At 67.9% G+C, this 21873-nt stretch carries 26 protein-coding genes and 1 tRNA gene; 11 read left to right on the forward strand and 16 right to left on the reverse strand.

Features of this window, described 5'->3' with window-relative positions:
- Positions 1 to 43: 43 nt before the first annotated feature.
- From nrdE to AZG88_RS03670, 3 genes are all read right to left on the reverse strand, one after another.
- On the reverse strand, positions 44 to 2227 hold the full coding sequence (gene nrdE / locus AZG88_RS03660) for a class 1b ribonucleoside-diphosphate reductase subunit alpha (RefSeq protein ID WP_005240290.1): 2184 nt from the start codon (positions 2225 to 2227) through the stop codon (positions 44 to 46).
- Positions 2185 to 2661, reverse strand: a complete 477-nt coding sequence (nrdI, locus tag AZG88_RS03665) for a class Ib ribonucleoside-diphosphate reductase assembly flavoprotein NrdI (RefSeq protein WP_005259574.1) — start codon at positions 2659 to 2661, stop codon at positions 2185 to 2187. Before nrdI ends, nrdE begins: the two co-directional genes overlap by 43 nt.
- An 88-nt stretch (positions 2662 to 2749) precedes the next feature.
- Complete coding sequence (locus AZG88_RS03670; protein WP_005240286.1) at positions 2750 to 2983, reverse strand: redoxin NrdH; 234 nt, start codon at positions 2981 to 2983, stop codon at positions 2750 to 2752.
- A 565-nt stretch (positions 2984 to 3548) separates the two neighbouring features.
- Here AZG88_RS03670 and AZG88_RS03675 point away from each other — a divergent pair.
- On the forward strand, positions 3549 to 4382 hold the full coding sequence (locus tag AZG88_RS03675) for a siderophore-interacting protein (protein WP_061041152.1): 834 nt from the start codon (positions 3549 to 3551) through the stop codon (positions 4380 to 4382).
- Positions 4383 to 4410: 28 nt separating this feature from the next.
- On the opposite strand, the gene AZG88_RS03680 is transcribed toward AZG88_RS03675, so the two are convergent.
- On the reverse strand, positions 4411 to 4974 hold the full coding sequence (locus tag AZG88_RS03680; RefSeq protein WP_005240282.1) for an NAD(P)H-dependent oxidoreductase: 564 nt from the start codon (positions 4972 to 4974) through the stop codon (positions 4411 to 4413).
- Positions 4975 to 5075: 101 nt separating this feature from the next.
- On the opposite strand from AZG88_RS03680, the gene AZG88_RS03685 reads away from it, so the two are divergent.
- A complete protein-coding gene (locus tag AZG88_RS03685; RefSeq protein ID WP_005240279.1) occupies positions 5076 to 5675 on the forward strand; it encodes a TetR/AcrR family transcriptional regulator in 600 nt (199 codons plus the stop codon).
- Between the two features lie 34 nt (positions 5676 to 5709).
- A complete protein-coding gene (locus AZG88_RS03690; RefSeq protein WP_005240276.1) occupies positions 5710 to 6480 on the forward strand; it encodes an META domain-containing protein in 771 nt (256 codons plus the stop codon).
- On the opposite strand, the gene AZG88_RS03695 is transcribed toward AZG88_RS03690, so the two are convergent.
- Positions 6477 to 7028, reverse strand: coding sequence for a nucleosidase (locus AZG88_RS03695; RefSeq protein ID WP_005240273.1), 552 nt, complete (start codon positions 7026 to 7028; stop codon positions 6477 to 6479). The two genes, AZG88_RS03690 and AZG88_RS03695, sit on opposite strands and share 4 nt — an antisense overlap.
- Before the next feature lie 50 nt (positions 7029 to 7078).
- Here AZG88_RS03695 and nadE point away from each other — a divergent pair, with 50 nt between their 5' ends.
- Both nadE and AZG88_RS03705 read left to right on the forward strand, forming a co-directional pair.
- Complete coding sequence (gene nadE, locus AZG88_RS03700) at positions 7079 to 7918, forward strand: ammonia-dependent NAD(+) synthetase (protein ID WP_005240272.1); 840 nt, start codon at positions 7079 to 7081, stop codon at positions 7916 to 7918.
- Positions 7919 to 7922: 4 nt separating this feature from the next.
- Positions 7923 to 8708 carry an SDR family oxidoreductase gene (locus tag AZG88_RS03705; RefSeq protein ID WP_005240271.1) on the forward strand — a complete coding sequence of 262 codons (786 nt, stop codon included), beginning with the start codon at positions 7923 to 7925 and terminating at the stop codon, positions 8706 to 8708.
- On the opposite strand, the gene AZG88_RS03710 is transcribed toward AZG88_RS03705, so the two are convergent.
- Positions 8705 to 8962 carry a MoaD/ThiS family protein gene (locus tag AZG88_RS03710; protein WP_025432320.1) on the reverse strand — a complete coding sequence of 86 codons (258 nt, stop codon included), beginning with the start codon at positions 8960 to 8962 and terminating at the stop codon, positions 8705 to 8707. The genes AZG88_RS03705 and AZG88_RS03710 overlap by 4 nt on opposite strands.
- Positions 8955 to 10010 (reverse strand): GTP 3',8-cyclase MoaA, encoded by a 1056-nt coding sequence (gene moaA / locus AZG88_RS03715; RefSeq protein ID WP_005259589.1) that lies wholly within the window; start codon positions 10008 to 10010, stop codon positions 8955 to 8957. Before moaA ends, AZG88_RS03710 begins: the two co-directional genes overlap by 8 nt.
- 122 nt (positions 10011 to 10132) lie before the next feature.
- Here moaA and AZG88_RS03720 point away from each other — a divergent pair, with 122 nt between their 5' ends.
- The 4 genes from AZG88_RS03720 (at position 10133) to AZG88_RS03735 (ending at position 14365) form a co-directional block, all read left to right on the forward strand.
- Positions 10133 to 11317 carry a molybdopterin molybdotransferase MoeA gene (locus AZG88_RS03720; protein ID WP_005240266.1) on the forward strand — a complete coding sequence of 395 codons (1185 nt, stop codon included), beginning with the start codon at positions 10133 to 10135 and terminating at the stop codon, positions 11315 to 11317.
- Entirely contained in the window at positions 11314 to 12288 is a 975-nt protein-coding gene (gene moaCB / locus AZG88_RS03725; RefSeq protein WP_005240264.1) for a bifunctional molybdenum cofactor biosynthesis protein MoaC/MoaB, read from the forward strand. The genes AZG88_RS03720 and moaCB overlap by 4 nt, the downstream gene beginning before the upstream one ends.
- On the forward strand, positions 12281 to 12694 hold the full coding sequence (locus AZG88_RS03730; RefSeq protein ID WP_025432319.1) for a molybdenum cofactor biosynthesis protein MoaE: 414 nt from the start codon (positions 12281 to 12283) through the stop codon (positions 12692 to 12694). Before moaCB ends, AZG88_RS03730 begins: the two co-directional genes overlap by 8 nt.
- 252 nt (positions 12695 to 12946) lie before the next feature.
- Positions 12947 to 14365 carry a DEAD/DEAH box helicase gene (locus AZG88_RS03735; protein WP_025432318.1) on the forward strand — a complete coding sequence of 473 codons (1419 nt, stop codon included), beginning with the start codon at positions 12947 to 12949 and terminating at the stop codon, positions 14363 to 14365.
- On the opposite strand, the gene bluB is transcribed toward AZG88_RS03735, so the two are convergent.
- From bluB to AZG88_RS03750, 3 genes are read right to left on the reverse strand one after another with little or no spacing between them, the layout of a single operon-like run.
- Positions 14362 to 15021, reverse strand: a complete 660-nt coding sequence (gene bluB, locus AZG88_RS03740) for a 5,6-dimethylbenzimidazole synthase (RefSeq protein ID WP_005240257.1) — start codon at positions 15019 to 15021, stop codon at positions 14362 to 14364. The two genes, AZG88_RS03735 and bluB, sit on opposite strands and share 4 nt — an antisense overlap.
- The gene (locus tag AZG88_RS03745; protein WP_005240256.1) at positions 15018 to 16055 is read right to left on the reverse strand and encodes a CobW family GTP-binding protein; all 1038 of its coding nucleotides are present in this window, start codon (positions 16053 to 16055) and stop codon (positions 15018 to 15020) included. The genes bluB and AZG88_RS03745 overlap by 4 nt, the downstream gene beginning before the upstream one ends.
- A gap of 45 nt (positions 16056 to 16100) precedes the next feature.
- Complete coding sequence (locus AZG88_RS03750) at positions 16101 to 16955, reverse strand: alpha/beta fold hydrolase (RefSeq protein ID WP_061041154.1); 855 nt, start codon at positions 16953 to 16955, stop codon at positions 16101 to 16103.
- 64 nt (positions 16956 to 17019) lie between these two features.
- Between AZG88_RS03750 and AZG88_RS03755 the strand changes: the two genes are divergently transcribed.
- The gene (locus tag AZG88_RS03755; RefSeq protein WP_025432317.1) at positions 17020 to 17544 is read left to right on the forward strand and encodes a MarR family winged helix-turn-helix transcriptional regulator; all 525 of its coding nucleotides are present in this window, start codon (positions 17020 to 17022) and stop codon (positions 17542 to 17544) included.
- Here the strand turns inward: AZG88_RS03755 and AZG88_RS03760 are convergent.
- Complete coding sequence (locus tag AZG88_RS03760) at positions 17484 to 17969, reverse strand: acyltransferase (RefSeq protein ID WP_005240250.1); 486 nt, start codon at positions 17967 to 17969, stop codon at positions 17484 to 17486. The two genes, AZG88_RS03755 and AZG88_RS03760, sit on opposite strands and share 61 nt — an antisense overlap.
- Positions 17970 to 18096: 127 nt before the next feature.
- On the opposite strand from AZG88_RS03760, the gene AZG88_RS03765 reads away from it, so the two are divergent.
- Positions 18097 to 18498, forward strand: coding sequence for a PAS domain S-box protein (locus AZG88_RS03765; RefSeq protein WP_005240249.1), 402 nt, complete (start codon positions 18097 to 18099; stop codon positions 18496 to 18498).
- Positions 18499 to 18777: 279 nt separating this feature from the next.
- Here the strand turns inward: AZG88_RS03765 and AZG88_RS03770 are convergent, their stop codons facing one another.
- From AZG88_RS03770 to AZG88_RS03790, 5 genes are all read right to left on the reverse strand, one after another.
- Positions 18778 to 18987 (reverse strand): hypothetical protein, encoded by a 210-nt coding sequence (locus tag AZG88_RS03770; protein ID WP_005240247.1) that lies wholly within the window; start codon positions 18985 to 18987, stop codon positions 18778 to 18780.
- An 87-nt stretch (positions 18988 to 19074) separates the two neighbouring features.
- A tRNA-Ala gene (locus AZG88_RS03775) sits at positions 19075 to 19147 on the reverse strand.
- Positions 19148 to 19309: 162 nt separating this feature from the next.
- Positions 19310 to 20041 carry a DsbA family protein gene (locus AZG88_RS03780; protein ID WP_005240246.1) on the reverse strand — a complete coding sequence of 244 codons (732 nt, stop codon included), beginning with the start codon at positions 20039 to 20041 and terminating at the stop codon, positions 19310 to 19312.
- Between the two features lie 41 nt (positions 20042 to 20082).
- Positions 20083 to 20571, reverse strand: a complete 489-nt coding sequence (locus AZG88_RS03785) for a MauE/DoxX family redox-associated membrane protein (protein WP_005240245.1) — start codon at positions 20569 to 20571, stop codon at positions 20083 to 20085.
- Positions 20572 to 20597: 26 nt separating this feature from the next.
- On the reverse strand, positions 20598 to 21824 hold the full coding sequence (locus AZG88_RS03790) for an MFS transporter (protein WP_005240244.1): 1227 nt from the start codon (positions 21822 to 21824) through the stop codon (positions 20598 to 20600).
- Positions 21825 to 21873: the final 49 nt, after the last annotated feature.

Below are 21873 nucleotides of genomic sequence, written 5' to 3' on the forward strand. Positions count from 1 at the left end.
TCCTCACTTCGTTCGGCTAAGTACTCACGGGCGGCGGAGCCGCCTACAGCATGCAGGAAACGCAACCTTCGACCTCGGTACCCTCCAGAGCCATCTGGCGTAGCCGGATGTAGTACAGCGTCTTGATGCCCTTGCGCCACGCGTAGATCTGCGCCTTGTTGATGTCGCGGGTGGTGGCGGTGTCCTTGAAGAACAAGGTCAGCGACAGCCCCTGGTCGACGTGCTGCGTCGCGGCGGCATAGGTGTCGACGATCTTCTCGTACCCGATCTCGTAGGCATCCTGGTAGTACTCCAGGTTGTCGTTGGTCAGGTAGGGCGCCGGGTAGTAGACGCGGCCGATCTTGCCTTCCTTGCGGATCTCGATCTTCGACGCCACCGGGTGGATGGAGCTGGTGGAGTAGTTGATGTACGAGATCGAGCCCGTCGGCGGGACGGCCTGCAGGTTCTGGTTGTAGATGCCGTACTTCTGCACGGACGCCTTCAGCTCGCGCCAGTCGTCCTGCGTCGGGATGTGCACACCGGACTCGGCGAACAGCTGCCGCACCCGCTCCGTCTTCGGCTCCCACACCTGATCGGTGTACTTGTCGAAGTACTCGCCGGACGCGTACTTGGACTGCGGGAAGCCCTTGAAGTGGGTGCCCCGCTCGATGGCGATCCGGTTGGACGCCCGCACCGCGTGGAACACGACGGTGTAGAAGTAGATGTTCGTGAAGTCGATGCCCTCGTCGGAGCCGTAGAAGATCCGCTCACGGGCCAGGTACCCGTGCAGGTTCATCTGTCCGAGGCCGATGGCGTGGGAGTCGTTGTTGCCCTGCTCGATCGACGGCACCGAGTAGATGTGCGTCTGGTCGGACACCGCGGTGAGTGCGCGGATCGACACCTCGATGGTGCGTGCGAAGTCGGGCGAGTCCATGGTCTTCGCGATGTTCAGCGAGCCGAGGTTGCAGGAGATGTCCTTGCCGACCTCGCTGTACGAGAGGTCGTCGTTGAACAGCGACGGCGTCGAGACCTGCAGGATCTCCGAGCACAGGTTGGAGTGGGTGATCTTGCCCTCGATGGGGTTGGCCCGGTTCACCGTGTCCTCGAACATGATGTACGGGTAGCCCGACTCGAACTGCAGCTCGGCGATGGTCTGGAAGAACTCGCGCGCCTTGATCTTCGACTTGCGGATCCGCTTGTCGTCGACCATCTCGTAGTACTTCTCGGTGACGTTGACGTCCGCGAACGGGACACCGTAGATGCGCTCGACGTCGTACGGCGAGAACAGGTACATGTCCTCGTTCTTCTTCGCCAGCTCGAACGTGATGTCCGGGATGACCACACCCAGCGACAGCGTCTTGATGCGGATCTTCTCGTCCGCGTTCTCACGCTTGGTGTCGAGGAAGCGGTAGATGTCCGGGTGGTGCGCGTGCAGGTACACCGCGCCCGCGCCCTGACGAGCACCGAGCTGGTTGGCGTACGAGAAGGAGTCCTCGAGCAGCTTCATGATCGGGATGACACCGGAGCTCTGGTTCTCGATCTTCTTGATCGGGGCACCGTGCTCGCGAACATTGCTGAGCAGCAACGCAACTCCGCCGCCGCGCTTGGACAGCTGCAGGGCGGAGTTGATGGAGCGGCCGATGGACTCCATGTTGTCCTCGATGCGCAGCAGGAAGCAGGACACGGGCTCGCCGCGCTGCTTCTTGCCGGAGTTGAGGAACGTCGGGGTGGCGGGCTGGAACCGGCCGGCGATGATCTCGTCGACGAGCTTGGTCGCCAGTTCCTCGTCGCCGGCGGCGAGCGTCAGCGCGACCATGCAGACGCGGTCCTCGAACCGCTCCAGGTAGCGCTTGCCGTCGAACGTCTTCAGCGTGTACGAGGTGTAGTACTTGAACGCGCCCAGGAACGTCGGGAAGCGGAACTTCTTAGCGTAGGCGTGATCGATGAGCGACTTCACGAACGCGCGCGAGTACTGGTCGAGGACCTCGGGCTCGTAGTAGTTCTCCTCCACGAGGTAGTCGAGCTTCTCGTCCAGATTGTGGAAGAAGACGGTGTTCTGGTTGACGTGCTGCAGGAAGTACTGGCGGGCGGCGGCGACGTCCTTGTCGAACTGGATCTCACCGTTGGGGCCGTACAGGTTGAGCATTGCGTTGAGTGCGTGGTAATCGAGACCGTTCGTCGAGTCTCCACCGCGCGCGTCGCGCTCTACGCTCCCCGCGTCGATGGTGTCTGTGATGGTCGGCGCCACTTCTCGTGCTCCTCGTCGTCTAAGTGATCCCAGAATTCACCCAGACCGGCCCTGACCCGCTCGACGTCCTCGGCTGTGCCCATGAGTTCGAAGCGGTAGAGGTAGGGAACGTGGCATTTCTGAGAAATGATGTTTCCTGCAAAGCAATAGGATTCACCGAAATTGGTGTTTCCTGCCGCGATCACTGCTCGGATCAGCGACCTGTTGTGTGTGTTGTTGAGAAATCGGATGACCGGCTTCGGGACGTAACTGGTGTCGCGGCCCATGGCCGTCGTTCCCCCGCCATAGGTGGGGACGATCAGCACGTAGGGTTCGCGAACCTCGAAGGTGCCCTCGCGGTCATGAATGGGTATGCGCGTCGCAGGCAGCCCGAGCCGCTGGACGAATCGGTGCGTGTTCTCCGAGGCGCTGGAGAAGTACACCAGCGATGTCATCGGTTTCCACCATCTGGACTAGTACTACCGTTTACTGCCGCCCGGGAATCGGATCGAACTCCGCCTCGGGCGGTGCGATCGCCTCGCTTCAAGCAGCGTTTGCCGAGAGGGTCTTGATGCGGTCGGGGCGGAAGCCCGACCAGTGCTCGTCACCGGCCACGATCACGGGCGCCTGCAGGTATCCCAGTGCCATGACGTAGTCCCGGGCCTCGGGGTCTTCGGTGATGTCGACGACGGAGTATTCGATACCCGCCTTGTCGAGGGCCCGGTAGGTGGCATTGCACTGAACGCAAGCGGGCTTGGTGTAGACGGTGATGCTCATGAAGTCCCTCTTTCCACTGCCGAATGGAGCTGACGAAGTGTGTGTTCAGCGCACTGAGACTTCCCCTGATCGAGATGGCGGTGACCCCCGATGGAGATGCTCACCGAGTCGGTTCTCGTTGTGGTCTCTCAGTGCTCAAGACACTACACCTAGTGGCCGACAGAAACACTTAACCCGAGATGTTGTGAGTCACATTGATGAAATTCCCAGGTCGTCATCCCGCGGACCATAAATTTCGTGCTCGCTCCGGCGTGTCGCACATCACATTTTCGGCGTGACGCGGAACACCCCTCGCATCGCGCTCGTGCACTGGAGGCTCCGGGAGCTTACGTCACCTCGGAGGACACGCCCGCATCCGCGGTGCGGGCCCCGGGAGAGCGCCGTCCGGGCCGGCCGGAGACGACTCCGCCGGACCATCGCGGAGCCCGCCGAGCGGCGCACTCGTCACACCCGGCGACGCCGCTCCCCGACCGCCCGCGGCCGGGCACACCGGGGCGGCGCGCACGACGCGCGCCGCACGCTTGCCGACCGGTAACTGCCGGGCCCGTCCCGGTACGTTGAGCGCATGTCCGACGACTCCCAGGACCACCTCGACTGGTCGGCGCCCGTGGCGCGCACGAAGCGGGTCACGCCGAACATGCAGAGGATCACCCTCGCGGGCGGAGACCTCCGTCGATTCGAGACCAGCGGGAGGCCGGACGAGCGCCTGCTCCTCGCCTTCCCGCCCGACGGCGCGGAGAAGCGCAGCTACACCGTGCGCCGCTGGGACCCGGACGCACTGGAGATGGACATCGATTTCGCCGTCCATGCGGGCGGGACCGCGGCGCACTGGGCCGCGGGCGCGCGCCCGGGCGAGACGCTCGGGTTCTCGACCGCCTCGGGATGGTACGCGCCGCCCGCCGACACCAGGTGGCAGCTCCTCGTCGCCGACATGACGGCACTGCCCGCGGTCGGCCGGATCGTCGAGGAGCTACCCGGCTCGGCGCGGGTACACGTGATCGCGGAGGTCACGACCCCCGAGGACCGGCAGCAGTTCGCCACCGATGCCGCGCTGACCGTGACGTGGCTGGACGGGAGCGGAAACGGCGCCGGCGACAGTCTGCTCGCCGAGGCGGCTCGCGACTGGCCGCGACCGGATGCACCGGGATACGTGTGGTTCGCGGGCGAGGCGAAGGTGTCGCGGGTGGTGCGGCGCTGGTTGCGCCACGACCTGGGCTGGCACGCGGACCGCTACGACGTCATCGGATATTGGCGCGACAACAAGGAGGAGTGGGTCGCGCGGTACGAGACGGTGCGCGAACAGATAGAAGCCGCCAGGGACTCTGCCCTGGCGGCCGGAGAAGACTTCGACTCGGTGCGCGACGCCGTCGACGCAGCCCTGGATCGAACCGGGCTGTAGCGACGGCGGCGCCGCGTGAGCGGAATCGTCAGGCGTCGACGAGCTGCTTCGTGGCGTCGACGAGGCTGGCGACGACGTCGGCAACCTGCTGCGCGACCTCGGCGTTCTCGCGCGGGTGCCGGTCACCGAACTTGTCGATGGTGCCGCCGATGGCGAGGGTGACGTCCTCGAGGACCTTGCCGCCTGCGATGCGGACGGCCTTGCGGGTGTCCTCGTGCGCCCACTGGGCACCGTTGCCGCTGGGCGAGGCGCTGATGACGGCGACGGGCTTGTCCTTCACGGCGCCGGTGCCGTACGGCCGGGAGATCCAGTCGATGGCGTTCTTGAGGACGGCGGGGATGGTGCCGTTGTACTCGGGCGTGAGGAGCAGGAGCGCGTCGGCGCGGCCGGCGGCGTCGCGCAGCGCCTCGACGGCGGGGATGGAACCGGCGACGTCGATGTCCTCGTTGTAGAAGGGGACGTCTCCGAGGCCGTCGAACACGGTCACCTCGGCACCCTCGGGCGCCACGGCGATCGCGGTCTCGGCGAGCTGACGGTTGACCGAGGCGGCGCGCAGGCTGCCGACGAGAACGAGAACGTTGGTCTGTGACATGTCAATAATCCTTCGATGGTGCGTAGGGCGACTCGTGAACATGTATAGCAACTAAACGGACTGCGGTCCACTTATGTTCCCGTCGCGGTAGGATGCGAGGCGTGACCAGTCCCCTGCTGCCCCAGATCGGGGTCGATCCCCCGGAACGCGGAGACGCCGCACGTAATCGGCGCCTTCTGCTCGATGCGGCCGCGCTGCTGGTCGCGGAGCGCGGCGTCGACGCCGTCACGATGGACGCGGTCGCCTGCAAGGCCGGTGTGGGCAAGGGCACAGTGTTCCGCCGGTTCGGCAGCCGGTCGGGCCTCATGCACGCACTCCTCGACCACACCGAACGGGAACTCCAGCAGTCCTTCATGTTCGGTCCACCACCGCTCGGTCCTGGCGCCGACCCGATCGACCGGCTGATCGCCTTCGGGCACGCCCGCATCGCGATCGTCGAGGTGCAGGGTGAGGTCCAGCGCGCGGCCGAGAATTCTCTGGAGTTCCGGTTCGCCGCACCCGCCCGGGCGGTGTCCGTGCGCCACGTCGTGTCCCTGCTTCGCGCGGCCGGGGTGCACGGCGACCACGAACTGCTGGCGTGTTCCCTGCTCGCACCGCTCGAGGCCACGCTGGTACTGCACGAACTGCGCGACCTCGGGATGTCCGTGGAGCGTCTCGGCGACGCCTGGGAGGACCTGATCCGGCGCGTCACCCGATGTTGATCCCGAATCCGGACAATTTGTCTAACCTCGGGGAATGCGCACCACCGCCACCGTTCTCGGCCTCCTGACGTTCGCCTCGCTCACCGCCTGCGGCGGGGACGCGCAGACCACGCCCCCGGATCCGGTGGGTCGCACCTACATCTCCACCTCCGTCGAGGGCGATCCCATTCCCGGCGGTGGGCCGCTCGTGCTCGGCTTCACCGACCCCGGACGCCTCTCCGTCGAGGCCGGATGCAATCAGGGCAGCGCCGACGTCGATCTGTCCGGCGGGAAGGTCGTGGCAGGTCCGCTCGCGATGACGCTGATGGCGTGTCCGGGAGAGGCCGCCGGCGCGGACGCCTGGGTGGCGGCACTGCTGGACGCGCAGCCGAACTGGACCCTCGGCGGCGACACGCTCACCCTCACCACCCCCACCGGTTCGGTGACGCTGACGGACGAGAAGGTCGTCCGGCCGGATCGGCCCGTCGTCGGGACCACCTGGACGGTCACCGCGCTGATCAGCCCGGACGCGGTCACGACGACGGAGGCACTGGAAAGGACGGCACCCCAGTTGCTCATCGCCGGCGACGGTTCGGCGTCCGGCTTCACCGGCTGCAACCGCATGACCGGAACCGCGGACGTGCAGCAGAGTTCGATCTCGTTCGGACCCTGGGCCACCACCCGGATGGCGTGCCCCCCGGACGTCTCCGAGGTCGAGCGTGCCGTGCTCGCGGCGTTGACCGGGGAGACGGGCTACAGCGTCCATTCGGACTCGCTGCGACTGGTCAACAGCGACGGGATCGGGCTGACACTGCGGGCAAGCTAGAGAGCCGCGAGCCAGCACCCGAGTTCCCGGGCACTCGCATCGATCCGGGCAGGCCAGTCCAGTGCCGAGTCGTCGGCGGTGTCGCTGACGTGCTTGACCAGCCGGCACCGGGCGCCGCCGCGAGCGCTGGCGTAGGCGACGGCGAAACCCTCCATGTCCACGAGGTCGGCTCGCCGGGCCAGTACGTCGCGCACCGCGGCATCCGCCACGAACAGGTCGCCGGTCGCGAGCACGGAACCGTCGCCGTCCGGCAGGGCGAGGAGATCGGCCACCTCGTGCCCGAGCGCCCGGATGGCGTCGCCACTGATGTCGTGGTTGAGGACCGTCGACGGCGTGAACAGGCCGCTGTGGTGCTCGTGCAACGCACCGGCGGTGCCGATGTTGACGACGAGCGGTTTGTCGGTTCGCGGGTAGTCGGCGAGTGCGGACGCCACGGCCACGGCGGCGCTCACCTTGCCGATCCCGGTGATCAGGACCTCGAACTCGGCCGGGACGTGCACCGCCTCCGCCTTGGTCGCGCTGACCACCAGAACGTCCGATCTACTCATGCGCGGAACCGTACCCTGCGCTCGTCAGGGGCACTCGCTAGAGTTCTGTCATGGCGAATCTACGTGCGCAGATCCTCGAGGAACTCGGTGCCCGGCCCACCATCGATGCGGCTGACGAGATCCGCAAACGTGTTCAGTTCCTGAAGGACTACCTGCTGTCGACCCCGGCCAAGGGATTCGTCCTGGGTATCAGCGGCGGTCAGGACAGCACCCTCACCGGACGCCTCGCCCAGCTCGCGGCGAGCGAACTGCGTGACGAGGGCCACGACGCCGAGTTCGTCGCCGTGCGGCTGCCCTACGGCACACAGGCGGACGAGTCCGACGCGCAGATCTCGCTCGACTTCATCAAGCCCGACCGGTCGGTGGTCGTCAACGTGAAGCCCGGCGCGGACGCCACCGCGAAGGAGTCGTCCGAGGCACTCCGCGACATCATCGGCGACGGCGGCGAACTCCGCGACTTCGTCCGCGGAAACATCAAGGCCCGCGAACGCATGGTGATCCAGTACTCGATCGCCGGCCAGCTCGGGTATCTCGTCGTCGGCACCGACCATGCCGCGGAGGCGATCACCGGCTTCTTCACCAAGTTCGGCGACGGCGGCGTGGACGTCACCCCGTTGACCGGGTTGTCCAAGCGTCAGGGCGCCGCGCTCCTGCGCGAACTCGGCGCACCCGAGAGCACGTGGAAGAAGGTCCCCACCGCCGATCTCGAGGACGATCGGCCCGCCCTCCCGGACGAGGAAGCGCTGGGAGTCACGTACGCCCAGATCGACGACTACCTCGAAGGCAAGGACGTGCCGGACGCCGTCGCGCAGAAGCTGGAGACGATGTTCCTGAATACCCGCCACAAGCGCACGGTCCCGGTGACCCCGCTCGACACGTGGTGGCGGTGACCCGATGGTCCAGGCGCTCGTCGCGGGCGGTACCGGCACTGCGGGCCGGCAGGTGGTCAAGGAGTTCCTCGCGCGCGGTCACTCCGTCCGGGTCCTGACCCGGCACGGCGGTGCGCCGGGCAGCGAGATCGCCCATTTCCACGGTGATCTCGTGACCGGTGACGGCCTCGCCGAAGCACTCGACGGGGTCGACGTCGTGGTGGACACCACCGACGGCAAGACCCGCGGCACCCGGGCCGTGCTGGAGAAAGGCGCCGAGAACCTCCTCGCCACCGCGGACGGCGCGGGAGTCGGGCGCGCCGTGCTGCTCTCCATCGTCAACGTCGACCGAAGCGAATTCCCGTACTACCAGGCGAAGCGGAAGCAGGAACGGGTCTACGAGAGTGCCGCGATGGAGACGTCGATCGTACGGGCGACCCAGTTCCACGACTTCATTCCCATGATCGCGAAGCCGGCGAGCCGGACCGGGTTGATCCCCGCCTTCTCCAAGACGAGCTTCCAGACCATCGATACCAGGGACGTCGCGACCGCGCTGGTCGACGCCGCCCTGGCCGCCGAACCGGCGCCGGAGGGGCCGATCACGATCGGTGGCCCGGAGGTCCGCACCGCCCGCGATCTGACGGCGGCGTGGAAGAAGGCCACCGGGACGCACGGGTTCGTCGTGACCGTGCCTTTTCCGGGCGCGATGGGCCAGTTCTTTCGGGAGGGATCGAACCTGGTGCCCGACAATCGGTTCGGAACGATCACGTTCGACCGGTGGCTGGCCGACTCCGTGAACGCGGCCCGCTAGCCGCCGGCGAACGGCGGCAGCACGTCCACCTGCGTACCGGCGGTGCGGGTTAGATCGCGTGTCAGCTCGGAGTCCACCAGGAACGCGGAGACCGACAGCACCTGCTGCATCTCGGGTCCGTACTTGGCGAGGAGATGTTCTTTCACCTGGCCGAGGTCGGCGCCGACCGGGAGGTCGAGAGTTTCCTTGGTGCAGCCGGCCGCGTCGGCGGCGGCCGCGAAGTACCGAACGGAAATGCCTGTCACGTCAACCACCGATTGCTCCCATGCTCCGTTGCGGCGGGGCGAAGCCGTCCGCGTTGATTCCGTGGCCTGCCCACTTGTTCCACATCGCGCCGCGCCACAACTGCGCCAGCTCCTCGTCGCCCGCACCCGACCGCAGGGCCGCCCGCAGGTCGATCTCCTGATCGCTGAACAGGCACGACCGTACCGTTCCCTCGGCTGTGAGGCGGGTGCGGTCGCAGTCGGAGCAGAACGAGCGAGTGACGGACGCGATGATCCCGACCGTGGCCGGTCCGCCGTCGACGAGCCACTCCTCGGCGGGCGCCGACGGATCTTCCCTCCCGTGTTCGGTGAGGGTGAACCGCTCGCCGAGGACGGCCAGTAACCGGTCGGCGGCGACCATGTTCTCGCGTGCCCACTCGTGATCGGCGTCGAGCGGCATCTCCTCGATGAACCGCAGTGCGACGCCCTCGCTCAGGCACCACTCCAGGAGATCGGCCGCTCCACTGAGCGTTTCGGGCATCAGCACCGCATTGATCTTCAGCGGCGCCAGTCCGGCTCGGGCGGCGGCGCGGATACCGGCGATCACCGACGGCAGCCGGTCGCGCCGCGTCAGTCTCGCGAAGTGCTCACGATCGACCGAGTCGAGGGAGACGTTGACCCGCGTCAGTCCGGCGCGCGCGAGCCCGGCCGCGCGGTGCTCGAGACCTACCGCGTTGGTGGTCATCGCGAGCGGGATCCCCGGCGCGCGCTCGGCGCACCCGGCGATCATCTGCTCGAGATCCACGCGCATCAGCGGCTCGCCCCCGGTGAACCGCACCTCGCGCACACCGAGGCGGTGGACGGCGATGTCGACGAGCCGGACGATCTCATCCGCGGTGAGGAGGTTCTCCGCCGGGATGGCGGGCAGGCCTTCCTCGGGCATGCAGTACGTGCAGCGCAGCGAACACTTCTCGGTGATGGACACCCGCAGGTCACGCGCGACCCGGCCGAACCGGTCGACCAGCTGGTCGACGTCGGGCCTGCCCGCGAGCGAGACCGACGACCGGACGGTCGGGATGCCCATCGCCACCGCCGTCATCGAGTTGCCTTTCGCTGCATCTGTCCAGTATGCCGCGAGGGGGTGACCGTTGTCCGGCGCGGTGCCCTCGTCGCCCTGTTGGAGGGATGCCTAGGATTGGTGACCATGGCCGGAGGAACATCGTGACCGCACGCTCTGTGGAGCAGCACACCCAGCACGTCGCCGAACTCCTCGCGACGCTCCATGAGCGCCCGGCCGAGGAGATTCCGCTCGGCGAGGCACTCGGGCGCGCCCTCGCCGCCGACGTCCACTCCCCCGTCGACCTGCCGTTGTTCCGGAATTCGCAGATGGACGGGTACGCGGTCGACGCCGAATCCGTCGCGTCGGTGCCTGCTGTGCTGCCGGTGCTGGGCGTGATCGCCGCGGGACCGGCCGGCACCACCACCCACACTCCCGGGACCGCCTACCGGATCATGACCGGTGCGCCGATCCCCGACGGTGCCGACGCCGTCGTCCCGGTGGAGGACACGGAGGCCGCGGACGGACAGGTCCGCATCGAACGCTCACGCGCCGCGGGCGAATTCGTGCGCGAGCGCGGCAGCGACGTCCGGGAGGGCACGCTCCTGCTGCCCGCAGGCAGTGTTCTCGCCGCCCGGCACATCGCCGTCCTTGCCGCCGTCGGGCTGCAGCGCGTCCCGGTGCGTCCGCGTCCCCGCGTCGCCGTGATCACCACGGGGGCCGAACTGGTGGACGCCGGGACCACGCTGCACCCCGGAGAGATCTACGACTCCAACGGCATCGCCCTCGCGTCGAGCGCCAGGGCCAACGGCGCCGAGGTCGTCTCGATCACCCGCAGCGGCGACGACCCGGCCGAGTTCCGGACCCTGCTCGCGGAGGCGACCACCACCGCCGATCTCGTCCTCACCTCCGGCGGGGTGTCGATGGGCGACTTCGAGGTGGTCAAGGAGACGCTCTCCCCGCTCGGCGCACAGTTCGGTCACGTCGCGATGCAACCGGGCGGCCCGCAGGGCACCGCCGTCGTGGACGGCACGCCCGTCCTCAACTTTCCCGGGAACCCGGTGAGCACGCTCGTCTCGTTCGAGGTGTTCGCGCGTCCCGAGATCCGGCGCGCGGCCGGGCTCCCCGTGACGGAACCCGAGGAGCTGCCGCTCGCCGCGGCCGTCACCTCCATTCCCGGCAAGCGGCAGTTCCTCCGCGCACGCCGCACCGACGCCGGAGTCGAACTCGTGTCCGGCCCCGGTTCCCATCTCGTCGCCGCGATGGCATGGGCGGACGTCCTCGTCGACGTTCCCGCCGATGTCACCGCGCTCGACGCCGGCCAACTCGTGAAGGTGATACCCCTATGAGCGACCTGACGCACCTCGACAGTGAGGGCCGCGCCCGCATGGTCGACGTGAGCGCGAAAGCGGACACGACCCGAATCGCGGTGGCCGCCGGGCAATTGGTCACCACACCTGCGGTGATCGAGCTGGTCCGGGCCGACGATCTGCCCAAGGCGGACGTTCTCGCGACGGCCAGGATCGCCGGGATCTCGGGGGCGAAGAAGACGTCCGAGCTGATCCCGCTGTGCCATCAGCTCGCGCTGTCGTCGGTGAAGCTGGAGTTCGGTTTCACCGACGATGCCATCACGATCGAGGCCACGGCGAAGACGAAGGGCCCGACGGGTGTCGAGATGGAGGCCCTCACCGCCGTGGCGGTGGCCGGATTGACGTTGCACGACATGGTGAAAGCCGTCGACCCTGCCGCGACACTGGACGGTGTCCGGTTGCTCACCAAGGACGGCGGCAAACGCGGACACTGGACGCGTGAGCAGCAGAGCACCGGAACCCCCACGGTGACGCCGCGATCCGCGGCCGTTCTGGTCGCCTCGACCGGCGCCGCGAAGGGCACTCGGGAAGACACGACCGGCCCGGTGATCGCCGCGTGGCTCGAGGACCGTGGCTTCACCACCCGGGGTCCGCTGGTCTACGCGGACGCCGACATCGCGGCCGGCCTCGCCGACGCACTGTCCGGCAATCCGGCGCTGATCATCAGCACCGGTGGCACCGGCGTCTCCCCCACGGATGCGACCCCGGAGGCCACCCGTGCGGTGCTCGACCGCGAACTGACCGGTGTGGCCGACGCCATCCGTAATCGCGGGACGGAGGTCACCCCACACGCCTCGCTGAGCCGCGGACTCGCGGGTGTGGCGAACGGCACAGTCGTGGTGAATCTCCCCGGTTCGCCGGGCGGCGTCAAGGACGGATTGTCCGTCCTCGACCCCATCGTCGACCATCTCCTCGCTCAGGTCGCCGGCGGAGGTGCGCACGATGCCTGACATCCTCGCCCAGATCTCGGATCAACCCCTCGATCCCGCCGTCGTCGACGCCGCCGTGGCCGGGCCCGAGCACGGCGCCGTCGTGGTGTTCACCGGAGTCGTGCGCAATCACGATGGCGGACAATCCGTTTCGGACCTCGAATACCAGTCGCACCCGGACGCCGAACGCTTCCTCCGTACCGTCTGCGAGGAGGTCGCGGCGTCCACCGGACTGCCCGTGGCGGCCATCCACCGGGTCGGATCCCTCACCGTCGGCGACCTCGCGGTGGTCGCCGCGGTCGCCGCACCACACCGCGCCGAGGCGTTCGCCGCGTGCGCCGAACTGGTGGAGCGCATCAAGCATGAGGTACCGATCTGGAAGCGGCAGAAATTCGCCGACGGGGCCTCGGAATGGGTCGGTTTGTGACTCCTCGGTCGGACCGTTCGGCTGCCACCGGGTAGAGTGGCGATCACTAGGTGACCACGACGGTCATCCAGCGTCGTAGAACGCATTCAGTTCGGTCACCCGAATCCTGTTGGATGTGCACCACCGCATCCGCTCTTCTTACGGCGAAGAAGCTTGCCGACCGGCAACGCCGCCAACCTGTGCTCGAGCTCCGACGGAGACCTTCCGTATCGGCCCTCCGGGCACAACCCTGTGCCCGAAAGGCCTGACCACTTGTCTGATACACATACTCCCGACACGACGTTCGCCGCGCTCGGTGTCCGTGAACCACTGGTGAAAGCACTCTCCGACAAGGGGATCACCTCCCCGTTCCCCATCCAGGTCGACACCCTCCCCGACACGCTGTCGGGCCGCGACGTGCTCGGCCGGGGCAAGACGGGCAGCGGTAAGACGCTGGCCTTCTCCATCCCGATGGTGTCCCGCCTCGCGGGTGAACTGTCGGGCGGAAAGCGTCGCCCGGGCCGCCCGGTGGGCCTGATCCTGGCCCCCACCCGCGAGCTCGCCACGCAGATCACCGCAACCCTCGAGCCCCTCGCAGCCGCCTACGACCTGCGGGTCACCACGATCTTCGGTGGTGTCTCCCAGAACCGTCAGGTGAGCGCTCTCAAGGCCGGCGTCGACATCGTCGTCGCGTGCCCCGGACGGCTCGAAGACCTGATGAAGCAGAAGTTCGTGAGCCTCGACGCCGTCGAGATCACCGTGCTCGACGAGGCCGATCACATGGCCGACCTCGGCTTCCTGCCTGTCGTCACCCGCATCCTCACCGCGACTCCCCAGCAGGGGCAGCGGCTGCTGTTCTCCGCCACCCTGGACAACGGCGTCGACAAGCTGGTGAAGCGGTTCCTGAAGAACGAGGTCCTGCACTCGGTCGACGAGGCGAACTCGCCTGTCGCGGCCATGACGCACCACGTGTTCGACGTGGACGGCGTCGAAGCCAAGCGCAAGCTGGTCGAGCGACTGGCGTCCGGAACCGGACGCCGGATCCTGTTCATGCGCACCAAGCACCAGGCCCGCAAGCTGGCCCGTCAGCTCACCGAGGCGGGAATCCCCTCGGTCGACCTGCACGGCAACTTGTCGCAGGCGGCCCGTGACCGCAACCTCGCGTCGTTCTCCGCCGGTGAGGCACGCGTGCTGGTGGCCACCGACGTCGCCGCGCGCGGCGTCCACGTCGACGACGTGCAGTTGGTCGTCCACGTCGATCCGCCCGCCGAGCACAAGGCGTACCTGCACCGTTCCGGTCGCACCGCACGCGCGGGCAGCGCAGGCGACGTCGTGACGGTCGTGCTGCCCGAGCAGCGCAAGGACCTCGCCGTGCTCATGCGCAAGGCCGCGATCAAGGTGACCCCCGTCCGCAGCACCGCGGATTCCGCACACGTGCTCGACCTCGTCGGCGACATCGCACCGCACGTCGCCCCCGCCCCCAAGGCGGCACCGGCGTCGAACGGCGGCGGACGCAATCAGCGACCGGGCGGCGCCCAGGGTGGACGCGGCCAGGGCGGTCGCGCACACGGTCAGGGCGGCGGCGCACGTCGCTCCCGCTCGGGTGCGGCCGGACGCCCGCGTGCCGCTGCGTCCACGGGCGGCGGCACCCGGACGGCGTCCGCCGGTGGCTCACGCCGCCGTCAGGGCTAGAACTTCTCGAGGTGGACGGCGTCGGCCAGTGGCCGGCGCCCCCGCCACCCGAAGCGCTCGAGGTCCGGCACCTGCTGGAACTCGGCAACCTTCCCCACGCACAGCCAGGCGATGGGACGCACCGGGTCGGGGATTCCCAGCAGCTCGGTGAGATAGGGCTCGTCGTAGAACGACACCCAGCCGACGCCGACGTTCTCGGCGGCCGCGGCGAGCCACAGATTCTGGATCGCGAGCACCGCGGAGAACAGACCGGTGTCGTCGACCGTGTGCCTGCCGAGGATGTGTTCGCCGCCGCGGCTCCGGTCGTAGGTGACGACGATGCCCATGCCGCTCTCGCAGATCCCTTCGATCTTGATGGGATCGAACGTCTTCTTCCGGTCTTCGGGCAGCGAGTCCGCGAAACGTCGCCGCGCGCCCGCCACGTGGTCGGCGAACGTGGTCAGTGTCTCGGTGTCGCGCACGACGACGAAATCCCACGGCTGCGTGTTGCCGACGCTGGGGGCGCAGTGCGCCGCGCCCAGGATGCGGTCGAGCACGTCGGCCGCGATCGGCTCCCCGGTGAACTCGGCCCGCACGTCGCGGCGACGACGGATCGCGTCGTACACGGACAGCGCTGGCTCGGGATTCGTTTCAGGACTACACGCAGACTCGGTCACGCGGTCACGGTATAGCGGTGCACGCCCAGCATCGCGCCGGGGTCCGCCTCTTCTCCCTCCGCCACGACACAGTCCGCGAGCCGGGTCCGCACCTGCTCGGCCTCGATGTCGGCGCCGATGAGCACCAGCTGGGTCGCCCGCTCCTCGCCGGCTTCCCACCGCGTCGACGTGAATCTGATGTGCGGACCGACCGTCTGCACCTCGAACTTCCGCGACTGCCCGGGCACCGCGAAGTGCACGAATCCCTTGATCCGGTAGATCCCGACCGGCCGCTTCTCGAGGAACTCGACGAGCCGCCGCGGATCGATCGGGTCGTCCGAGGCGAAATCGACTGCCTCGTAGGACGAGTGCAGGTGATCGTGGTCTTCGCAGTGGTCGTGCTGGTCCAGCAGGAGCTGGTCGAGGGTGAGTTGCTCCCCCGCCGCCGGTTCACGCCCGGGTTCCCGGTCGAACAACAGGGTGGGCTCGATCCGGCCGTGGTCGGTGGTCAGGACGGGCGCGCGGTCGTTGTAGTCGCGGACCATCGCCTGCACGGCGGCGCGTCGGCCGTCGTCGATGCGGTCCGTCTTGTTCAGGATCACGAGGTCGGCGAGTGTGACGTGCTTGCCGAGGTCCGGGTGCTGCGCCGACATGTCCTCGAACTGCTCACCGTCGACCATCACGACGAGACCGCCGTACACGACGTGCGGGTTGGTGCTACCGAGAACGAGTCGAATCATGTTGCGCGGCTCGGCGAGTCCGCTCGCCTCGACGATGATCACGTCGATCTGCGACGTGGGATGGGCCAGGCGGTCCAGCATCTCGTCCATGTCGCTGACGTCGACGGCGCAGCACATGCAGCCGTTGCTCAGCGACACCATGGAATCGACCTGACCGGCCACCATCATCGAATCGATGTTCACGGCACCGAAGTCGTTGACGATGACGCCGACCCGGACCCCGCGGTTGTTGCGCAGCACGTGGTTGAGCAGAGTGGTCTTTCCCGAACCGAGGAATCCGGCGACGATGACGACGGGAATCCGCTTCTTCGCCAACGCTGCGACCTCCGTGGGACCTCGACGATCTACCGGGCGCCCATCCTAACGCCCCGCCCCCGCGGAGAGGATCGCCGCGTCGACGTCGGCAGCGGGCGCCATCGGCAGCCCGTGATGTGTGGCTCCGGGAATCGTCGTGACCGTGGCCGACGGGAGCAACCGGCGAACGTTCGCCGCCACCCTGCCCGGATCGTGCGCCCGGCTCTCTCCTGCCAGCACCACCGCCGTGTGGGCGGTCAGCCTCGCCAGCGCGTCCGGCTTCGGGCGTGGCGGCACCACGAGCGTGGTGCGGCCGAAGGCGGCCGTCCCGAGCGCGGTGACACGAAGCCACCGGGGGTCGACTCCGGCGCCTGCCGTCTCCCAGTCGATCAGGCTCCGCTGCCGCTTCTGTGTCGGCCTGATCAGCACCGGCACCGCGCGGAGCAGGTATTTCGGACTCATGCCCGCAAAGCAGGACGTCGGGTCGAGCAGCACCAGGCTCTCGACGCGACGGGAACCGTGCAGCGCGTAGGCGAGGGCGATCATGGCGCCGTACGAATGACCGACCACCGCGGACGCGTTCACTCCGAGGTGGTCGAGCACCGCATCCAGCCACTCGAACAGATTCAGGGCCGTGCGCAGCGGCAGCGGTGCACCGTCGTTCACGCTGCGCCCCACGTCGCCCATGACGTCCACCGCGAGCACCCGGTGACTGCGGGCGAGCGCCGCGACATTCGCGATCCACACGGTCGACGTCGCCCCGCCTCCCGGCAGCAGGACAAGCGGCGCCCCCGACTCGGGTCCGCACGCGTTCACCCGGGTGGACCCGAACGGTGTCGGGACGTCGACGGGGGTGACGTTCACCGGCCAGTCGTCCAGCAGCGCGTCGTAGGCGGCGAAGAAGTCGTCGACTGCCGACATCAGCCCTCCTCCAATTATCTCGACTATCGAGATACTAGACAATCGAACGAAAAGGCGCAGTAGATTGCAGGGCGTGAACCCGGACGAAGGCGCACGGACCGTGCACCGGCTGCGTGCACTCGCAGTCGAGCTGAACCTGCTCGGTGCCGAATTCGCGCAACTACACGGACTGCACACCACCGATCTGCGCGCCCTGATCTGCATCCTCGACGCCGACCGCGCGGGACTCGCCGCCACTCCCGGATGGCTCGGAGGTCAGCTTGGCATCAACTCCGCCTCGGTCACCGCCCTCCTCGACCGCATGGAGAAAGCCGGCCTGATCCGGCGCGACCGGGACGCCGACGACCGTCGCAGGTCGCTGCTCGCCGTGACACCCCGCGCCGTCGATCTCGGTCAGACGTTCTTCGGACCGCTCATCGACCGGACGGCCGCCGTCCTCGACGACTTCGACGTTGTCGAAAGAGCCACCATTTCACGGTTTCTCGACGGCGTGAACCGAGCGGTCGCCGTCGAACGCCGGGCCGGCGCTCAGCGCACGGACGGCGACGAGTCGAGGTCGCGGACACGACGCGCGGGCGACCCGGCGTAGAGCCCGTTCGGCTCGCAGTCGCGGGTGACCACCGTGCCCGCCCCGATGACACATCCGTCCCCCACCGTCACTCCGGGGAGGATGATCGCGCCTGCGCCGATCCAGCATCCGTCGCCGATCACGATCGGACGGTCGACCACCCGCCCGCCCCGGCCGGAGCTCGGACCGATCTCGTGCGTGCTCGTGATGAATTGGGCCCGGTGCCCGACAGCGACCTGCCTGCCGAGCGTGATGGGCGCGGTGCCGTCGAACAGCACTCCGCGGTTGACGAACGTCCCCAGCCCCATCGTGACGTCCTTGCTGCCGAAGTGGCAGCCTGAATAGATGCCGGCTCCCCACACTTTCGCGCCTGCCGCCATCAGCAGGAGAACCCGCAGCCACACGGGGACGAACGCGGAGGCCTGGACGATGGTGACGAACCGCATCCCGTCACCCTATCCCCACGGATCAGGTTCGCTATCGGACGTTGCTCGTCGTTAACTGCGACACCGCCCGAAGATCCGAGGCGCGGCGTACGATGTGGGCGCCATCGAAGATGCCCGAGGGGGGACAGTGAGACAACTGGATAGCGACGGATTCGCTGCACTGATGGAGTCCATCCCCCACGCGATCAGCGTTCACGACCGGGAACGAAACCTCGTGTTCAGCAACCCCGCCTGCGCGGCCCTGATCGGCTACGACACCGAAGAATTCGCAGACCTCGAACACGAGCATCTGTTCCACCCCGACGACGCCGAACTGTGGGGCACCATGCTCGCACGGGTCTTGGGCACGGAAAGCACCAGCGCGACAGCATATCTGCGAATCCGCCACCGGGAAGGCCACTGGATCTGGGTGCGCGTCGCGGCGTCCACATTCATGGCAGGCACCGAGAGGTTGGTCGCACTCGTGCTCCAGGACGAATCCGACACGATCTGGGGCAACCCCACGGCCGCGAGGCAACCGATCCGATAACCGCCCGCTCACCGACCGTCGCCGGACGCCGCGCCACTGCACGGCGGAGTCCGGACGGTCGCGCCGCATCGCCGGCAGAAATGGGTGCGGTGCCCGCCGTTGTTCGGCGTCGCGCACCCGCACACCTCCCACCCCACCAGGCACGTGTTGGCGGCCAGCGTGTGCCCGTTCGGACAGCGCCCCGGCGCGGTTTCGGTTCTGGCGGCCACACGTCGAATCTACCCGGTTATCGAACGTATGTGCGAGTTCGACCCTGAGTGCCGTCGCTGCGCTGGTCGGTCACATGTAGTTGCCCGGCGAACCGTCCTCCTGCCCGTCCTCCCGCTCCACCAGGAACCAGCTTCCAGGGGCGTAGATCAACTCCCGGGCGGCACGGACGATGACGAGCGCCCCGGACTCGTGAACGCTATAGCTGTCGTCGTCGCCGAAGTCGGTGACGGCGAACTCCGCCAATTGGTCGAATGATCGATGCGTCACAGTGAATGTCATGACGCCAGTGTCCCACCGGGACAAGGGGGATGAATGAGGAAAGCCTCCCACCCGCATTGTCTGCGGATGAGAGGCTTCTCTCGAAAGTGGAGCTAAGGGGACTCGAACCCCTGACCCCCACACTGCCAGTGTGGTGCGCTACCAGCTGCGCCATAGCCCCGTATTCGGTTGTTCTCCGCACTCGGAATGACTTCCTCCGTGCTCGAAGAAAGTTACACCATTGCCGACCTGGCCAACAAATCGCCTGGTCAGAGGCGCTTCGCGCCCGTGCGTGGTTAAGGAGTCCAGACACTCGTCAACCGCGCACGGGCGGCGGAGCCGCCTACAGCTGCGACACCCAGTTCTCATTGGAGAGTGCATCGATCACGGTGCCGTCCTTGACCACGGCAGGGGTGCCGGTAGCGCCGCTCGCGGCGAGGGCCTGACGGCCCGCCTCGGCGTGCGCACGGGCCTGCTCGACCTTCGCACCGGTGGTGATGCACTGGACGGCCTCGTCGGAGGCTCCGGCGTCGCCGGCGATCTGCGCCAGCTCCTCGTTGGTGTGATCGGAACTGCCGTTCTCCTTCGGCTGGTTCGACGGGGAGAACAGCGCGGCGTGGAACGCCGAATACGCCACGGCGTCACCGGTTTCTGCGACGCACTCGGATGCCGCGACGGCCCGGGTGGAGTAGTCACCGCTGGCCGACAGCTGGTCGAGGAAGTTCAGGACGTGATACCGGACGGCCACCTTGCCGTCGTCGATGGCCTGCGCGAGTTCCTGGCCGTTCTTGTTCTCGAGCTCGGCGCAGTACGGGCACATGGGATCTTCGAACAGGTCGACCGTGGTGGCCGCGTCGGGGCGGCCGAGAAGTACGACACCGTCGTCCTGCAGCGCCACCTGGACCTCGGAGTTCTGGACCCCGCCGTAACCGTCGTTGCGCGGCTTGCTGCGGTTGCTCTGCCAGATCACACCACCGATGACCAGTACGGCGATGACCAGTACCGCGAGCCCACCGAGAATGTAGGTGGACCGGCTGGACTCCGGCTGCGGGTTGTACTTGTTCTTCGAGCTCACGTGGATGCAGTCCTTCGACGTCGGATCGATTTACCGAATGCTTACTCTGCCACCGTCTGCTGAGGGGTCACTGAGAAAGTGGCGCGGGAGCCGAGCCCCAGCGCGAACGGGGAACGGGGGAACACGATCAGCCACACGGCCAGTGCGAGGAAGCCCACATCCCGGAGGATCTCCTTGGTGTAGTCCCAGCCGTTCACGTCGGCCGCACCGCCGCCGCCGAAGCATCCGCAGTCGATGGACAGCCCGCGGGCCCACACCGAGACGATCACAGCGATGAGCACGAGCAGGAGCGCGGCGGACACCGCGGCAGTGGCGCGGACGGCGAGCCCGATCAGCAGGAGCAGCCCGAGCGCGATCTCGAAGAACGGCAACGTGTTGGCGACGGGCCGGACGAGGTCCTCGGGAAGCAGCTGGTAGGCGCGGACCGCGATGATCGTCTGGGCGGGGTCGGCGACTTTGAGTGCGCCGGAAACCAGCCAGACGGCGGCGAGAGACAGCCGGGCGAGAAGGGAGACGACCTTGATCCACACTCGAACGAGCGTACCGAAGGCGCCGGTCAGACTGCCTCGACCGACACCTTGGGCGCCGGCTTGTTCGGCACGAGCAGCCAGCCCACTGCGGCGAGGAGCATGACCCCGCCGGTGACGCCGAATGCGACCGCGTAGGACAGGTGCTGGGCGAGCAGACCCGCTCCGACCGGTCCGAGGACTCCGCCGACGTCGGCGACCATCTGGAAGGTCGCCAGCACGGGACCACCCCGGGACTTCGCGCCCACGACGTCGGCGACCGCGGCTTGCTGCGCGGGACTCATCACTCCGGAACCGATGCCCGCGATACCGGACAGCACCAGGAAAACCAGCAGGTTCTCGCTGAGTCCCATCCCGACGGTGCTGGCGCCACACACCAGCAGTCCGAGCAGGACGAACAGCTTCCGGCCGTAGACGTCGGACAACCGCCCGGACACGATGAGGACGAGTGCATTGCCGACGGCGAAGACGGTGAGGGCGATGCCGGCGAGGGCGGCGTCGCGGTGCAGCGCCTCGACGACGAACAGCGGGACCATCGCGACCCGCACGCCGAAGATCACCCCGCCGAACGCGAAATTGGAGCCGAGCGCGGCGCGGTAGACGGGCTGCCCGAGCGCCCCCCGGAGCGTCATGGCAGCTCCGGCGGCGGTGGCGTCGGGCGCCGTCAGGTGCGAACCGCGCAGGCTCACGAAGACGACCGCGGCCGCGATGACGAGGGCGATCGCGTAGATGACGAACGGAACCCGCAGTCCGAATCCGACGAGCAGCCCGCCGACGAGGGGTCCGGAGATCGATCCCATCAGGAAGCTCGTCGCATAGAGCCCGGACACTCGGCCGCGGCTGTCCACCGGTGCGATGCGGATCACCAGGCCCATCGCCGACACCGTGAACATCGTCGAGCCGATGCCCCCGAGTGCGCGGAAGACGAGTAACTGCCAGTAGTCCCCCGCGACCGCGCAGGCGGCGGTCGAGGCGGCGACGATCAGGAGACCGGTGATGTAGACCGGCCGCTCCCCCAGTTTCTGCACGAGCCGGCCGCTGACCGGGGCGAAGACCAGGCGCATGAACGCGAACGACGAGATCACGACGGTGGCCGCCGTCACGCTCACGTCGAAACTGCGGGCGAACTGCGGGAGGGCGGGTGCGACGATCCCGAATCCGAGTGCGATGACGAAGCTGGCCGAGACCAGCACCCAGATTTCCGATGGGAGCCGCGGGCTGCGCCCGGCGGGCAGCCCGGCTGCGCGAGTGTTCATAGTTGAATCCGATGGTAGGTGCCCCCGCTTCGGCGGCGGCACCTACCCC

It is taken from the genome of Rhodococcus sp. LB1 (genome assembly GCF_001583455.1).
In the GTDB taxonomy this organism is placed as follows: Bacteria; Actinomycetota; Actinomycetes; order Mycobacteriales; family Mycobacteriaceae; genus Rhodococcus_F; species Rhodococcus_F opacus.

Bases quoted from the DNA above. Each gene is read 5' to 3' on its own strand.
- AZG88_RS03695 (WP_005240273.1), bottom strand. From the start codon at position 7,028: ATGAGTAGATCGGACGTTCTGGTGGTCAGCGCGACCAAGGCGGAGGCG.
- AZG88_RS03690 (WP_005240276.1), top strand. From the start codon at position 5,710: ATGCGCACCACCGCCACCGTTCTCGGCCTCCTGACGTTCGCCTCGCTC.
- AZG88_RS03770 (WP_005240247.1), bottom strand. From the start codon at position 18,987: ATGACATTCACTGTGACGCATCGATCATTCGACCAATTGGCGGAGTTC.
- AZG88_RS03790 (WP_005240244.1), bottom strand. From the start codon at position 21,824: ATGAACACTCGCGCAGCCGGGCTGCCCGCCGGGCGCAGCCCGCGGCTC.
- AZG88_RS03760 (WP_005240250.1), bottom strand. From the start codon at position 17,969: ATGCGGTTCGTCACCATCGTCCAGGCCTCCGCGTTCGTCCCCGTGTGG.
- AZG88_RS03730 (WP_025432319.1), top strand. From the start codon at position 12,281: ATGCCTGACATCCTCGCCCAGATCTCGGATCAACCCCTCGATCCCGCC.
- nrdI (WP_005259574.1), bottom strand. From the start codon at position 2,661: ATGACATCGCTGGTGTACTTCTCCAGCGCCTCGGAGAACACGCACCGA.
- AZG88_RS03675 (WP_061041152.1), top strand. From the start codon at position 3,549: ATGTCCGACGACTCCCAGGACCACCTCGACTGGTCGGCGCCCGTGGCG.
- nadE (WP_005240272.1), top strand. From the start codon at position 7,079: ATGGCGAATCTACGTGCGCAGATCCTCGAGGAACTCGGTGCCCGGCCC.
- AZG88_RS03705 (WP_005240271.1), top strand. From the start codon at position 7,923: ATGGTCCAGGCGCTCGTCGCGGGCGGTACCGGCACTGCGGGCCGGCAG.
- AZG88_RS03670 (WP_005240286.1), bottom strand. From the start codon at position 2,983: ATGAGCATCACCGTCTACACCAAGCCCGCTTGCGTTCAGTGCAATGCC.
- moaCB (WP_005240264.1), top strand. From the start codon at position 11,314: ATGAGCGACCTGACGCACCTCGACAGTGAGGGCCGCGCCCGCATGGTC.
- AZG88_RS03680 (WP_005240282.1), bottom strand. From the start codon at position 4,974: ATGTCACAGACCAACGTTCTCGTTCTCGTCGGCAGCCTGCGCGCCGCC.
- moaA (WP_005259589.1), bottom strand. From the start codon at position 10,010: ATGACGGCGGTGGCGATGGGCATCCCGACCGTCCGGTCGTCGGTCTCG.
- AZG88_RS03750 (WP_061041154.1), bottom strand. From the start codon at position 16,955: ATGTCGGCAGTCGACGACTTCTTCGCCGCCTACGACGCGCTGCTGGAC.